Origin of the sequence: Corynebacterium tardum, assembly GCF_046717785.1 — a bacterium.
Classification (GTDB): Bacteria; Actinomycetota; Actinomycetes; order Mycobacteriales; family Mycobacteriaceae; genus Corynebacterium.
This window is the reverse complement of the sequence record NZ_CP177104.1, coordinates 2,459,399-2,472,665: the sequence shown is the minus strand read 5'-3', so window position 1 is coordinate 2,472,665 and position 13,267 is coordinate 2,459,399. Positions and strand designations below refer to the sequence as shown.

The window sequence follows — 13,267 nt, the reverse complement described above, 5'->3', positions numbered from 1 at the left end:
GCGCAGTCCGCGCCTGCTTTAGGCGTTGGGGGCCTTTTTGCGTCCGAGGGTCTTGCGCAGGGACCAGATGAACTCCGCGATCATGAGGTAGACCGGCGTGCCGCCGGCGACCATGAAGAAGAAGGCGATAGCGGAGCTGGCATCCTCCGCGTAGTCATCGGCGCCGAGAAGCAGCTCGGCGCCGCTGGCGCTGCCGACCTCCAAAAGCGCGCCCAGGCCGCGCAGGGTGGAGATGATCCAGAGGAAGGCCAAAAGGCCCCAGACGATGCACCACTGGACGGACTGGCAGCGCTGGCGGGAGGGCTCTACGGGGAAGGAAAAGGAGCTCAGGTCCACGTTGAACTGGTTGCCGCCAGTGGCGTTTGAGGACTGCGGCATGAGCTGCACGCCGGACGTGGAGTGGCCCGCTAGCCCCATGCTCTGCGGGCCCTGTACGCCGCGGTCCCCGGCGGGCAGGGCGGCGATCTGGCGGATGCGGGCGACGTCGACGTCCGCGCCGAAGGGGGCGGAAATCTCTTCGTCGTAGACCGCGCGGCGGGACGGGACGGAGAAGATCTCGCGGGCGGTGGCGAGCTCGTCGCGCTTCGCCGCGTCTCCGGGGCTCACCTCCGCCAGCTGGCGGTCGATATCGGCGGTCAGGGAAGCCGAATCGGCCTGGCGGTTAAGTCCGAGAGAAGAATAGAGGTTGTGGTGAGCCATTGCGTCCTTTCGCGTTAGCAGGGGTCGGTGAAGTCGGCATCGTTGTTGAGGGAGCGGGCGTTTCCGCCGCCATGCCGCGCCTTGAGTGTACAGACCTCATCGACGCTTTTGCCTGCTTCGTAGTAGACGGCGTAGACCTGTTTGCCGTCCACGACGTCCCGCAGCGAGCTGCAGGTAGAGCCCGGCATGACCTTGGCGCCGGAGTAGTAGGCCTGCACGCGGTCGATTTCCGACTGCGGCGATTGCCCCGGCGGGATGAGCAGCGAGTCCACGATGAGCACCCAGCGGCCGTCGCAGACGGGAGAATCTCCGGCTGGCTCATCGGTGGCGCACAGCGGGATGTCAGCGAGAATCTCCGCAGGCACGCCGTCTTTTTCCAGCGTGCCGCGGTCCCAGCAGCTGATGTGGGAGGGCTCAGCCCGCCCGTGGGACGCGTAGGAGGTCCACTCGGTGCCTGACCACGAGTAGAGGTAGTACCCCGTGCTCCTGTCTTGGGCGAAGAAGAGCCAGTCGCCGTCGCAGATAATGCCCACCGGGTGGCTGACCTGGCTGAGGACGGCGTCCGCCGCGGCGCCGCATTTATCCGGCCGTGCTGCGGCGGAGGTGGTGGCGACGGGCACAGGAGTGTTGCTCGCGGCGCGCGAGGGCTCGGTGGCGGCAGTGCTTTCCGAGCTCTGCGCCGACGCCCCCGTCTTAATCTGCGTGAACGCCGCAGCGTCGTCCGGGGGTGCCTCCGTGCGGGAGGGGGCGGTGACCAGCCAGGTCACCGCGGCGGTGAGCGCGAGGAGCGCTATCACCGCGACGACGGCGAAGATCGTGCGCCCCGCGGCCGACGAGCCGGTCGCACCGGCCGGAGCAGCGGGAGCGGGATACGAGTCAGGAACAGCTCTGTACTGAGTGGGCGCATCCGAAGGGAAGTTGTCAGTCATCCAGAGAGCTCCTTACATCGATAAAGGGGCGGAGAGAAAGCGCCAGAGAGAATGAGTGGCTTCCGAGGAAACCGTGTCACACTATAGCCTTGCGCCTGCCACTTGTGCCCACCAAAAACTCGGCTTCGGGGTTCAATCCCCAGTTGGTGGCGACGGTCGTGTCATTCCTGTGCCGTGCGGGTGACGGACGGGGAGACGTCGCCAAGCACAGGCGTTCCTTAACGTGTGAGGCGTAGTCCCAAGCGTGACCGCCCACAAACAGGGGGAAATTAGTGCGGAACGTCCCCGGTCATGACGCACTCCTGGAGGTCCTCATCCCAGTGGAATCCCGCCTGCGTGGTCCCGGATGCCTCCGCATTGCCCTCGCCTGCGCGCGGCCAGCGGTAGGTCACGGCAATCTTGGAATCGCTCACCTGCTTAATCCGTGGGGCAAAGCCGTAGGCCTCGAAAGTGCCCGTGCCCAGGTACTCGCCGTTGTGGAAGAGGAGGATGTGGTACGGCGAGGACACCGTCGCGCCCTCGATGGTGACGGTCATCCAAGACAGCGCCGCGCAGGAGTCATAGCCGGAATCGGCGAGGCGCCAGGGCCGGTTGAAGCCGGGGAGCGGATCGAGCTTCGACATCGCCTCGGCGTAGGCTGCCTGCTGGTCGGGGCCGCAGCCATCAGACGTGGCCGCGGTGCTTTCCGACGGGGACTCCTGCCGCACCGTCTGCGTCACCGTCGTGGTCTGGGGCGCCGTTGTCTCAGAGCTGCTTTCCGGGCTGCGTTCCGGGGTGCTGTGCTCCCTGACCGCGGAGAAGGCCGGCGCAGCGTCCGGCGCTGCGGTGCGCGCGGGCCGTTCTCCGCAGGCAGTCAGGATGCAGCACGCAAGAAGGGCGGCCACAGTGGGCAGGGTGCGGCGGGCGGTAAACACGGGGGGAGCTTTCCTTTGAGAGAGGCTGTGCGCTGACACGCTCAATGGTAGGCGCGTAGCGGTTGCAGCGGGGGCTAGCAGGGGTCGGTGAAGTCAGCGTTGTTGTTGAGCGAGCGCGCGTTGCCGCCGTACTGGGCCTTGAGCTCGCAGACCTTGTCCACGCTGTGGCCGGCGTCGTAGTAGATGGCGAAGACCGCCTTGCCATCGACTTCAGAGCGCAAGGAATTGCAGCCAAGGCCCGGCATCGACTTTGCGCCCGGGTATTGGGCAAGGGCTCGGTCGATAGGCGGCGGGGGGCGCTCGTCATAAGGCACAAGGACACTGTCGACGATGAGGATGTAGCTGCCATCGCAGAGGTCGCCCAAGTAGCCTGGTTCAAGTTCTTTCTCTTGGTCAGCCGCGGCCAACTCTTCAGAGGAGCAGAGAGGAACGTCATCGACATACTGCTCGGGAAGGCCGTCCTCAAGCAGTGCCTCGCGGTCGTAGCAGTCCATGTGCGAGTCTGCGTATTCGCCATCGGCCTCGTGCGGGATCCATGAGTTGCCTGCCCAGGAATGGAGGTAGTACAGCGAGCTGTTTTCTTGGGCGAGGAGCAGCCAGTCATCGTCGCAGAAGATGGTCATTGGGTTATCAATCTTGTCCCGAAAAGCGTCAGCCATTTCGCCACATTTTTGGTCCTTGGTGTACTCGGGACCCTCAACGATTTTGTATTTCCTCTTGGTGGATTCAGTGGTTTCCTCTGTGGCCGTTGAATTCTCGCTGGTTGCGTCGTCCGGCGAAGACTCTGTGGTGAGGGATGCTGCCGCGGAATCTGATGAGGAGTCTGAGTTGATGTTTGCGGCTATGGCCCACGTAATACCCGCGGTCAGTGCAATGACGCCGACGAGTGCGGCGATGATGATTCCGATACGCTTAGCCGAGTTTGTCGGTGCGGCTTGGGTAGGGGGCGTGCCCCAGCTGTTGTTAGTCACGTGGTGTGCTCCTTTGTGCGGTGTGGAAGAGAAGGCGCGAGAAGAATCAATTCGCGTCTTACTATAGGCACGCGGGGTACAGGTTCACTTCCGAATCGGCAGGTGAGGGGGCTGGTGAACGCGCGCGAGAGAGAAATTGATGTAGCGCGCGGGGATTAAGGATGACACCCAGGTGGTAGGGTGGGCCGCGGCTGCACGGTGGACCATATGCGTCTTACCTCGGCGTTCCGCCTCCGGAAGCGGGCGCCCAGCGCACGTCGCTGCGTGCCAGGCGTGGTCTTAAGCTAGGCCAGAATTCACATCGAAAATGAGCGAGGAAGGTTCCCCATGACACTCGAGCGCAACCTCAACGCGGCAGAATTACACGCCACGCGCAACCGGGTGAGCGTGTCGCCCGACGTGCTTCGCCGGCTCGCGGGGGTCCTGGGCTACGCCGACATCGAAGCCTTTGGCCCTGATGCGCAGACGGAGCTGAGCAAGGTCTTCGACGTGGGAGACATCATTGATCTGATGATGCTCAGCCAGCTGCCCGGCCTGGAGGTCGCGCCGGGCGTGGAACAGCAGGTGGAGGGCGAGGTGGCCACGCAGCTGCTGCGCCGCATCGGTGCGGGCGATTACCTCACGCGGCAGCAGGCGCACGACAGCCTGCCGCGGGCCACGGTGATGCTCTACCGCATGGGGCACCCGCGCCTGTGGGCCTTCGCCACCCGGCAGCGCTTGCCCCGGGATGCGGAGAAAGTCATCCCGGAGTCCTTCCATCGCGACGTCACCGGGCCCTACACCACGCCGGAAGAGGCCTGGCTGGGCATGTACGTGGCCGACGCCACGCACCTAAGTGAGCTGGATACGCGGGTGGAGGGCGCAGGGCTTGACGACGACCGCCAGCAGCGTCTCCGCCTGGGCATGAGCCTGGCGGATACCTACCGCCAGGTGTGGAGCTCCGCCCGCGGGCATTGGCGAGTTAGCCCCAATACCACCTACATCGTGCCCTCCCGCCTGGGCTATTGCCCCTTCGTCTTCCGTGTGGCTGAGGGCGGGTGGCGCTGCGATTCCTTCGACGGCGGGCAGGATAGGTACATGGCCACCGAGGGCTATTGGATCGACGCGGAGCGCGAGCGCCTCATCCACTTGGGCGCGCCGGATCCGGACGATTGTTGGCTGCCCACGGTGAGCGTTGCCGCGGAGCGGCCCAGCGAGACCGACTTGCAGGTGGCCCGGGCGTTGTCGGGGAAGCTGATCGCCTTAGGGGCGGCGCAAAAGAACATCACGATCCGGCTGCGGCAGAAGAACCGGACGCTGAACTTTGACTAGCTAGTGCTGAGGGACGTCGCCCGTCATGACGACCTTGTTCTGCGCGTCGTCCCAGCGGAAGGTGGCCTCGGTGGTGCCGGTGGGGTTGGCGTTGGCCTCGCCCTCGCGCGGCCAACGATAGGTGACAGCGATTTCGGAACTGCTCTTTCGGGTTACCGAAGGATAGAAGCCCTGGGGCTCTTGGGTGGCGGTGCCAATGTAGCGGCCATAGTGGAAGAGCATGATGTGGTACGGCGAGGACGCCGTTCCGTCTTCGATGCCGAGGGTCAGCCAGGTCAGCTCGTCGCAGGGGTCGAAGTGAGAGAAGTCAGACAGGACCCAGTCGTGGCCGTGCCAGGCGGGGATGGTGTCGATGCCTGATTCGTAGGCCGCTTGCGCGCCCATCGTGTGGCAGTCCTGGGGAGGCGCGGTGTCTGTCGCTGTGTCTGTTGCGGCAGAGTGCTCCGGCTGCGGCTGGGTGGAGCCGGCAGGGGAGGACGCGGTGGTCGCGAGGGCCGGGGCGCTGGCGAGCGTGTCCGGTGTCATTGACTCGGCGGGCGATTCGGCCTGCTGGGCGGGCGTGCATGCGGCCAGGGGGATGGTCAGTACGGCGACGGTGGTGATTCGGGTGAACATGATTCCTCCTTCTGTGGTCCTGACCCTATAGATCCCTGGCGGCCTCGTGGCGAGTGTGGGGACTGTTCTTCACGGGTAGTCTCACAGGCATGGAGAATCTATCTGGTCGCACTTTGTTCGTTGCCGCGGTGGACGCGGAGGCCGCGCACGTCCCGGAGGGGGAGCCGCTGCTCATCACGGGGATTGGCACGGTTCCGGCGGCGATTGAGCTGACGAACGCGTTGGCGTCGGCAGAAGCATTGCCGGAGCGCGTGATCAATATTGGTACCGCCGGGGCGCTGCGCGACGATTTCGCCGGCGTCTTCGAGGTTTCCCACGTGCGCAAGCACGACTTCCACCTCGACGTGCTCAGCGATATTTCCCGCTACCTGCTGCCGGAGGTCATCGAACTAGAGAGCTCGGGCACGCTGCCGACGGCCACGCTGGCCACGGGGGATTCCTTTATCTCCGATACCGAGACCCGCACGCGCTTAGCCGAAGAGTCGGAGCTGTGTGACATGGAGGGTTACGCCATCGCCGCGGTGTGCCGGAAGTTTGGGGTGCCGTGCACGCTGCTCAAGCAGGTCTCGGACACCGCGAATGAGGAGTCCTACGGCACGTGGGCTACGGTGCTCGACCGCGCGGCGGAGGAGCTGGCGGCGGCCACCAGCACAGTGACCCACAGTGACCGCTGACTAAGGCTCCCACAGCGCCCTTTGTGTGGGGCGGCTAGGCGGAGGCGTGGCGCGCGTGGCTGCCTTCCAGGTGCTCGTAGAGCTCCATGACGGTCTCGTGGCCCTCGGTAGTGGAGATCTTGATGTTCTCCGCGTCGAGCTCGCCGGCGCGCAGGCTGGCCATCTCCTGGTGGTAGCGGAAGACCACCGCGATGGTGGCGGCCACCGGCACGGCGAGGAAGGCGCCGATGATGCCGGCTAGCGCGGAGCCCACGGTCACGGAGAGCAACACCATGGCCGCATGCAGGCCCATGGCCTTGGACTGCAGCATCGGCTGGAGCACGTTGCCCTCCACCTGTTGGACGATGATGATGAGGGCGAGGGCCAAGAGAGCCTTGGTGAGGCCATCGGAAACCAGTGCGATGATGACGGCCAAGGCGCCTGCGGTGACCGCACCGATGACCGGGATAAAGCTGGCGAAGAAGGTGACCACGCCAATAACCAGAGCAAGTGGGACTTGAAGGATCCAGAGGCCGATGCCGATGAGGATGCCGTCGACAGCCGCCACGGCCGCCTGGGCCTGGATGAAGCCAGAGAGCGTGTTCCACACGCGGGTGAGCAGCTCAGTGGCGTGCCAGCCCGCGGAGTATCCGGTGTAGGTGCGCAGCCACGGCAGGAACTTGTCGCCGTCCTTGAGGATGAAGAAGGCGACGAAGAGCATGATAGCTAGGGCCATGGCGATCGAACTAGCCATCGACACACCGGAAATCACCCCGGTGGCGATGTTGGAAGCTTGGCCCTTGATGAAGGTCATGGCGTCATCAAGTACTTCCTGCATCTTCTCCGCATCGATATCGAAGGGCAGGTCATTGGCCATTTCAACGAGCTTATTCAAGCCGTCCTCGGCCTGACTGACCAGCGCTGCGCCCTGGGAGGAGACCACCGGGGCCATCGCCGCGAAGACGCCGCCGATGATGGCCAAGAAACCCAGCAACGTGGTGATGGAGGCCAGCGCGCGGGGGAACTTATGCTCGCGCAACCAGTTGGTCACGGGGAAGAGCACCGTGCATACCAGGATGGCCAGGATGACCGGCAGCAGGCCTACCCAGATGAACTTCAGCAGGTAGCCAGCCAGGCCGACGCCTGCCACCACGATGATGAAGATCAAGCACACCTTGGCCAGGGAGATGGCGTCGCGCCCGAGGACACGGGACTTGTCGTCGGTCTCTGAGGGGTGGAGGACGGCTTCTTCGCTAATGGGCTCCGCCGTCGACGCTTCAGAGGCAGCAGCAGAATGCCCCGCGCCAGAAGCCGCGGCGGTGGAGGACTGGGGGTCGGTGCCCGAGCGGGCACCGTCGCCGTTGTTGTTACTCATGCGCTCTATCTTTACACATGAGAGCGCGATCTTACTTATGCGCGGATGCTGCCTACCTCGCGGATGATGCCGAAGCGGTGCATGGTGACAGACACTGCTTGCTCCAGGAGGAAGGGCAGGAGCTCGCGACGGCCGTCGGCCAGCACCGGCTGGTCCAGCACCACGGAGTTGGACTGCACCGCTGCCTCGTACACGCCAGGCTCCACCGAACCCACCGTGCGCACGCGTGCGGACTCCAGCCCGGCGACCTCGCGGGCGAAGGCCTCGGCACTCAGAGCTTCCACATCGAAGCCCAGCCCGCGCAGTTCAGTGGCCTTGTCCGGGGTAGCACTGAGGCGTACTGGGGAGCCGGTGCGGGTGGCGGCGAGGGCGAGGCGGGCGACGTCGCGAAGCTGCGCGTCCTCAGCAACGCGGATCTGCAGCGGGGTGAGCACCGGGCGGTAGCGGAAGACGTTGGCCTCGCAGACCAGGCCCGCGCGGTCGTGGGCGCGGCCGAACTCCTGTTGCCAGGCCAGCTGATCCAGCTCGGCGGCGCGCCACAGCCAGGCGGTGTCTTCGTCGGACAGCCCCAGGCGCTCAAAGCCCCGCAGCTGCGCGGCCACCGGCTGGGAGATGTCGGCGTCGAAGGGACGCAGCGGACCATCGGCCCACGTGCCGAACTGCGCTACATAGTTCGGGCCGCCCGCCTTCGCACCCGGGCCCATGACGGACTGCTTCCAGCCACCGAAGGACTGGCGCTGCACAATCGCGCCCGTGATACCGCGGTTAACATAAGCGTTGCCCACCTCGACGCGCTCGAGCCAGTAGTCAATCTCGTCGTTGTCCAGCGTGTGAATGCCACCGGTCAGCCCGTAGCCGGTGGAGTTCTGCCACTCGATGGCCTCATCGAGGGTCTCCGCATGCATAATGCCCAGCACCGGACCGAAGCACTCGTTGACGTGGAACCAGGAGCCCGGGCGCACGTTATCGCGGATGCCTGGGGACCACAGCGTGCCCTCCTCGTTGAGCTTCTGTGGCTTAATGAGCCACGTCTCGCCCGGCTCCAGCTGGGTAAGGCCGCGCAGAAGCTTCTCGCCCGGGGCCTCGGCCAGGCCGTTCATCGTGGTGGTGATGTCGTGGCCGGGGCCCGGGATGAGGGTGGAGACGGCGTCGATAAGCTGCGTGCGCAGGCGCTCGGACTCGCCCGCGGCGCCGACGAAGATGACCAGCGAGGACGCCGAGCACTTCTGGCCGGAGTGGCCGAAGGCGGACAGGTACAGGTCCTGGATGGCCAGGTCCGGGTCCGCGGACGGGGTAATAATGAGAGCGTTCTTGCCAGAGGTCTCCGCCATGATGTTCATCTGCGGGTCCCAGGAGCGGAAGAGCTGGCCGGTGGCGGAGGCACCGGTGAGGATGACGGCATCGACGTCCGCGTGGGAGATGAGCGCGCGGCCGGCATCGGACTCGTCGGTGAAGACGAGCTGCACCAAGTCCGGGTCGAGGCCCTGGGACTCCAGCGCGGTGCGGAAGGCGTCCACGACGACCTTCGCGCAGTGCACAACCTGCGGCGCGGGCTTGATGATGACGGCAGAACCCGCGGCGAGTGCTGCGGCAATACCGCCGGTGGGGATGGCCACGGGGAAGTTCCACGGCGGGGTCACCACGGTCACGCGGTGCGGGGTGAATTCGGCGGCGTAGCCTTCGAGCAGGCGCGCGGATTGGGCGTAGTAGGTGCAGAAATCGATGGCCTCAGAAATTTCCGGGTCGGTCTGCGTGACGGTCTTGTTGGCTTCATCGGCTGCGACGGAGATGAACTCGCCGCGACGGTTGGCCAGCTCATCAGCCACGGCCTCCAGCGCGCGGGCGCGGTCCTCGGCGTCGCGCGCGCCCCACTCAGCCCCCAGCTCGGCGGCGCGGAGCACGTGCTTGTCGACGTCTTTCGCATCCGTCACCTGCTCCACGCCGTGCGTGCCGGGGTCGGTGCCCAGCGCCTGGATGGCCCACTCGCGGTTGGACTCCAGGGCCGGGTCGGTATCCGGCTCGTTAGCGAAACGCCCGGTGCGCGCTGCCTGGCGGCCGGCGCGGTTCGCGGCCTCTTCCAGGCGGTTCTGGGTGCGGCGCGGGCCGGCGAAGGTATCCCAGCGCGTGTCCACGGCGTGGCGGAAGACAGCCTCCTGGTCCTGGAGCGCGGACTCCTCCGGGGCGAAGAGGGCGTAGAGGAAGTTCTGCGGGGCGGCGTTTTCCTCTAGGCGGCGCACCAGATAGGAGACGGCGACATCGAAGTCCTCGCGGTGCACCACCGGGGTGTAGAGGATCTGGCGGCCCTCGAAGGCCTTGCGCACCGCCGCCTGCTGGGCGGGCGACATGCCCTGGAGCATCTCGGAGTCCATCATGCGCAGCACTCCGCGCTCGGTACCAAGCTTGTAGGCAAAGGCCGCGGTGTAGAGATTGTGGGTGGCCACGCCGATGCGCACAGCACCCTCGAACTCGGGGCGCAGGATGTAATCCAGCAGGCGGTAGTAGTTGGCGTCCACCTCTTCCTTGGTGGTGTACGGCGCGGCGGGCCAGCCGTGGACCTCGGATTGGACGTGCTCCATGGAGAGGTTGGCGCCCTTGACGATGCGAATCTTGATGTGCGCGCCGCCGTCGGCCACACGCTGCTTGGCAAACTCCGCCAGGTGAACCAGCGCGTCGAAGGTGTCCGGCAGGTAGGCCTGCAGCACGATGCCGGCCTCAAGGTTCATGAACTCCGGCTCGCGGAGAATCTCGGTGAACAGGCGCACCGTGAGATGGAGGTCGTGGTACTCCTCCATGTCCAGGTTGATGAAGACCTTATCGGCGCGCTTGGCGGCGGCCTCGTACAGCGGGCGCAGGCGCTCCTTGAGGCGGACCAGCGAGCCCTCGATGTCCCAGGGGTTGAGCTGGGCCACCATCGAGGAGGCCTTGACGGATACGTAGGTCACGCGGGGGTTTTCGATGAGCTTGAGGGTGCGCTCGGCGCGGGAGCGCGCTTCGTCGTCGCCCAGCACTGCCTCACCGAGCAGGTTGAGGTTGAGCTGCTCGCCGGAGTCGGCGGCGGCATCCAGGGTCTTGTTGAGGGCCTCTCCCTCTGCGTCGAGGACCAGGTGGCCCACCATCTGGCGCATGCGCAGGCGTGCCAGCGGCATCACCAGGTTGGGCAGGATGGGGCCGAAGAAGCCGCCGAGTCCCACCAGGGAGCCGTTGATGAGTCCCAGGAACGAGGCATCGTAGCTGGTGGTGACGGACTTCAGTGCCTGGGCGGCCACCTTGTCGTCCTCGGGGCGCATGACGCGGTCAACGAAGTCCATGGTGAAGGCCACGCCGTCGGGGTTGCGCAGCAAGTCGGCGAGCTGCTCGGTGGCGGGGTCCTGCTCGTCGGCGGTGGCAGCGAGCCAGGCGTGGGCCTGGGCCGCGGCGGCGTCGATCAGCGCGGCGTTGATGTCAGCGGATTCGGGCACGGGGGTAGTGGCGTTCGTCATCGGTGTCCTTATATGTATGAGTAACTCTGCGGGTGGGCCTGGGGGGGATTAGGCCTGGCGGACCGGCGGGCGGTCGCCGTCGCGGCGGGTTCTTGTCATCGGTGCGCCCCTTTGCTGCGGTACGTGGGGTGTTTGGCAAGCCACTTCATGGGAAGTGATGTGAGACATCACATGGAAACTTGGGACAGTATATGTTCCAGTGGTGCCGCTGACTAGACCGAGGCAAGGGTGTTTTATCTCACAAAGGCAGCGCTTATCGACGGCCTGAACTGCCCCTTTGTGGTCTGCGGAGAAAAAGTTGAGCGTATCGGGAACAACTTTGACGCGGGTGCCGTTGTGTAGGTTGAGTGACCGGCGCTCAGGTTTGGATGACTTCGGGCGTTGCTTCTGTTACAGTCGCTGACTGAACGCGGCAGAAGTTGAGTCGCGAACAATCAACTTAAGAACAAACCCCACATAGCAAGGAGAAATTGATTATGGGACGCGCAGTAGGAATCGACCTCGGTACTACCAACTCGGTCGTATCCGTTCTGGAGGGTGGCGAGGCCACCGTTATCGCCAACTCTGAGGGCGCTCGCACCACCCCGTCCGTCGTGGCTTTTGCCAAGAATGGTGAAATCCTCGTCGGTCAGTCTGCTAAGAACCAGGCGGTCACCAACGTTGACCGCACCATCCGCTCCGTCAAGCGCCACATCGGCACCGACTGGACCGTGGACATTGATGATAAGAAGTACACCCCGCAGGAGATTTCGGCCCGCACCCTGATGAAGCTGAAGCGCGACGCTGAGGCTTACCTGGGTGAGGACGTTACCGATGCCGTGATTACCGTCCCGGCTTACTTCGAGGACTCCCAGCGCCAGGCCACCAAGGAGGCCGGCCAGATCGCAGGCCTCAACGTCCTGCGTATCGTCAACGAGCCGACTGCCGCCGCTCTGGCCTACGGCCTGGAGAAGGGCGAGCAGGAGCAGACCATCCTGGTCTTCGACCTCGGTGGCGGCACCTTCGACGTCTCCCTGCTGGAAATCGGTGACGGCGTGGTTGAGGTTATGGCAACCGCCGGTGACAACCAGCTCGGTGGCGATGACTGGGATCAGCGCATCGTTGACTGGCTGGTGGACAAGTTCAAGTCCGCTCACGGTATTGACCTGACCAAGGACAAGATGGCCCTGCAGCGTCTGCGTGAGGCCGCGGAGAAGGCCAAGATTGAGCTGTCCTCCTCCCAGTCCGCCAACATCAACCTGCCGTACATCACCGTTGACTCCGAGAAGAACCCGCTCTTCCTGGATGAGACCCTGTCCCGCACCGAGTTCCAGAAGATCACTCAGGACCTGCTGGACCGCACCAAGGCACCGTTCAACCAGGTCATCAAGGACGCTGGCCTGTCCCTGTCCAACGTTGACCACGTGGTCCTCGTCGGTGGTTCCACCCGTATGCCGGCCGTGTCCGACCTGGTCAAGGAGCTCACCGGCAAGGAGCCGAACAAGGGCGTCAACCCGGACGAGGTGGTGGCAGTCGGCGCCGCCCTGCAGGCAGGTGTCCTGCGCGGCGAGGTCAAGGACGTGCTGCTGCTTGATGTCACCCCGCTGTCCCTCGGTATCGAGACCAAGGGTGGTGTGATGACCAAGCTCATCGAGCGCAACACCACCATCCCGACCAAGAAGTCCGAGACCTTCACCACGGCCGATGACAACCAGCCCTCCGTGCAGATCCAGGTCTTCCAGGGCGAGCGCGAGATGGCTTCCGCCAACAAGCTGCTCGGCTCCTTCGAGCTCGGCGGCATTGCCCCGGCCCCGCGTGGTGTTCCGCAGATTGAGGTCACCTTCGACATCGACGCCAACGGCATCGTCCACGTCACCGCCAAGGACAAGGCCACCGGTAAGGAAAACACCATCAAGATTCAGGATGGTTCCGGTCTATCCCAGGACGAGATTGACCGCATGGTCAAGGACGCCGAGGCACACGCCGAGGAAGACAAGAAGCGCCGCGAGGAGCAGGAGACCCGCAACCAGGCGGAGTCCACCTCCTACCAGACCCGCAAGTTCATGGAGGAAAACTCCGACAAGCTGCCGGAGGATCTGAAGACCCGCGTCACCGAGGCTGCCGACGCTGTTGATGAGGCTCTCAAGGGCGACGACATCGAGGCCATCAAGGCCGCCGTGGAGAAGCTGGGCACCGAGTCCCAGGAGCTGGGCAAGGTCCTGTACGAGGCACAGGCTGCTGAGGCCGGTGCTGAGGGTGCTGCTGCTGGCGACGCCGCTGGTGACCCGAACGTCGTCGACGCCGAGGTTGTCGACGAGGACGACGAGAACAAGGAGAAGTAA

General features: G+C 64.9%; 10 protein-coding genes. 3 read left to right on the top strand and 7 right to left on the bottom strand.

Features of this window, described 5'->3' with window-relative positions:
• Nucleotides 1-18 precede the first annotated feature (18 nt).
• The 4 genes from ACLI1P_RS11855 to ACLI1P_RS11840 form a co-directional block, all read right to left on the bottom strand.
• Nucleotides 19-699: a hypothetical protein gene (locus tag ACLI1P_RS11855; RefSeq protein ID WP_408929677.1), complete on the bottom strand. Its 681-nt coding sequence runs from the start codon at nucleotides 697-699 to the stop codon at nucleotides 19-21.
• A 14-nt stretch (nucleotides 700-713) separates the two neighbouring features.
• Nucleotides 714-1,628, bottom strand: coding sequence for a hypothetical protein (locus tag ACLI1P_RS11850; protein WP_411708967.1), 915 nt, complete (start codon nucleotides 1,626-1,628; stop codon nucleotides 714-716).
• A gap of 269 nt (nucleotides 1,629-1,897) precedes the next feature.
• Nucleotides 1,898-2,542, bottom strand: coding sequence for an LppP/LprE family lipoprotein (locus ACLI1P_RS11845; RefSeq protein WP_411708966.1), 645 nt, complete (start codon nucleotides 2,540-2,542; stop codon nucleotides 1,898-1,900).
• Between the two features lie 74 nt (nucleotides 2,543-2,616).
• On the bottom strand, nucleotides 2,617-3,513 hold the full coding sequence (locus ACLI1P_RS11840) for a hypothetical protein (protein WP_411708965.1): 897 nt from the start codon (nucleotides 3,511-3,513) through the stop codon (nucleotides 2,617-2,619).
• A 327-nt stretch (nucleotides 3,514-3,840) separates the two neighbouring features.
• On the opposite strand from ACLI1P_RS11840, the gene ACLI1P_RS11835 reads away from it, so the two are divergent.
• On the top strand, nucleotides 3,841-4,824 hold the full coding sequence (locus ACLI1P_RS11835; protein ID WP_411708964.1) for a hypothetical protein: 984 nt from the start codon (nucleotides 3,841-3,843) through the stop codon (nucleotides 4,822-4,824).
• On the opposite strand, the gene ACLI1P_RS11830 is transcribed toward ACLI1P_RS11835, so the two are convergent.
• Nucleotides 4,825-5,439: an LppP/LprE family lipoprotein gene (locus ACLI1P_RS11830; RefSeq protein ID WP_411708963.1), complete on the bottom strand. Its 615-nt coding sequence runs from the start codon at nucleotides 5,437-5,439 to the stop codon at nucleotides 4,825-4,827.
• An 89-nt stretch (nucleotides 5,440-5,528) separates the two neighbouring features.
• On the opposite strand from ACLI1P_RS11830, the gene ACLI1P_RS11825 reads away from it, so the two are divergent.
• The gene (locus ACLI1P_RS11825) at nucleotides 5,529-6,113 is read left to right on the top strand and encodes a nucleosidase (protein WP_411708962.1); all 585 of its coding nucleotides are present in this window, start codon (nucleotides 5,529-5,531) and stop codon (nucleotides 6,111-6,113) included.
• A gap of 34 nt (nucleotides 6,114-6,147) precedes the next feature.
• Here the strand turns inward: ACLI1P_RS11825 and ACLI1P_RS11820 are convergent, their stop codons facing one another.
• Both ACLI1P_RS11820 and ACLI1P_RS11815 read right to left on the bottom strand, forming a co-directional pair.
• The gene (locus ACLI1P_RS11820; protein ID WP_408929672.1) at nucleotides 6,148-7,467 is read right to left on the bottom strand and encodes an AI-2E family transporter; all 1,320 of its coding nucleotides are present in this window, start codon (nucleotides 7,465-7,467) and stop codon (nucleotides 6,148-6,150) included.
• Nucleotides 7,468-7,502: 35 nt separating this feature from the next.
• Complete coding sequence (locus ACLI1P_RS11815; RefSeq protein WP_411708961.1) at nucleotides 7,503-10,946, bottom strand: bifunctional proline dehydrogenase/L-glutamate gamma-semialdehyde dehydrogenase; 3,444 nt, start codon at nucleotides 10,944-10,946, stop codon at nucleotides 7,503-7,505.
• A 476-nt stretch (nucleotides 10,947-11,422) separates the two neighbouring features.
• On the opposite strand from ACLI1P_RS11815, the gene dnaK reads away from it, so the two are divergent.
• Nucleotides 11,423-13,267: a molecular chaperone DnaK gene (gene dnaK / locus ACLI1P_RS11810; RefSeq protein WP_411708960.1), complete on the top strand. Its 1,845-nt coding sequence runs from the start codon at nucleotides 11,423-11,425 to the stop codon at nucleotides 13,265-13,267.

Excerpts from the sequence above, each read along its gene's own strand:
- ACLI1P_RS11855 (WP_408929677.1), bottom strand. The coding sequence starts at position 699 with ATGGCTCACCACAACCTCTATTCTTCTCTCGGACTTAACCGCCAGGCC.
- ACLI1P_RS11835 (WP_411708964.1), top strand. The coding sequence starts at position 3,841 with ATGACACTCGAGCGCAACCTCAACGCGGCAGAATTACACGCCACGCGC.
- ACLI1P_RS11850 (WP_411708967.1), bottom strand. The coding sequence starts at position 1,628 with ATGACTGACAACTTCCCTTCGGATGCGCCCACTCAGTACAGAGCTGTT.
- dnaK (WP_411708960.1), top strand. The coding sequence starts at position 11,423 with ATGGGACGCGCAGTAGGAATCGACCTCGGTACTACCAACTCGGTCGTA.
- ACLI1P_RS11820 (WP_408929672.1), bottom strand. The coding sequence starts at position 7,467 with ATGAGTAACAACAACGGCGACGGTGCCCGCTCGGGCACCGACCCCCAG.
- ACLI1P_RS11830 (WP_411708963.1), bottom strand. The coding sequence starts at position 5,439 with ATGTTCACCCGAATCACCACCGTCGCCGTACTGACCATCCCCCTGGCC.
- ACLI1P_RS11815 (WP_411708961.1), bottom strand. The coding sequence starts at position 10,946 with ATGACGAACGCCACTACCCCCGTGCCCGAATCCGCTGACATCAACGCC.
- ACLI1P_RS11825 (WP_411708962.1), top strand. The coding sequence starts at position 5,529 with ATGGAGAATCTATCTGGTCGCACTTTGTTCGTTGCCGCGGTGGACGCG.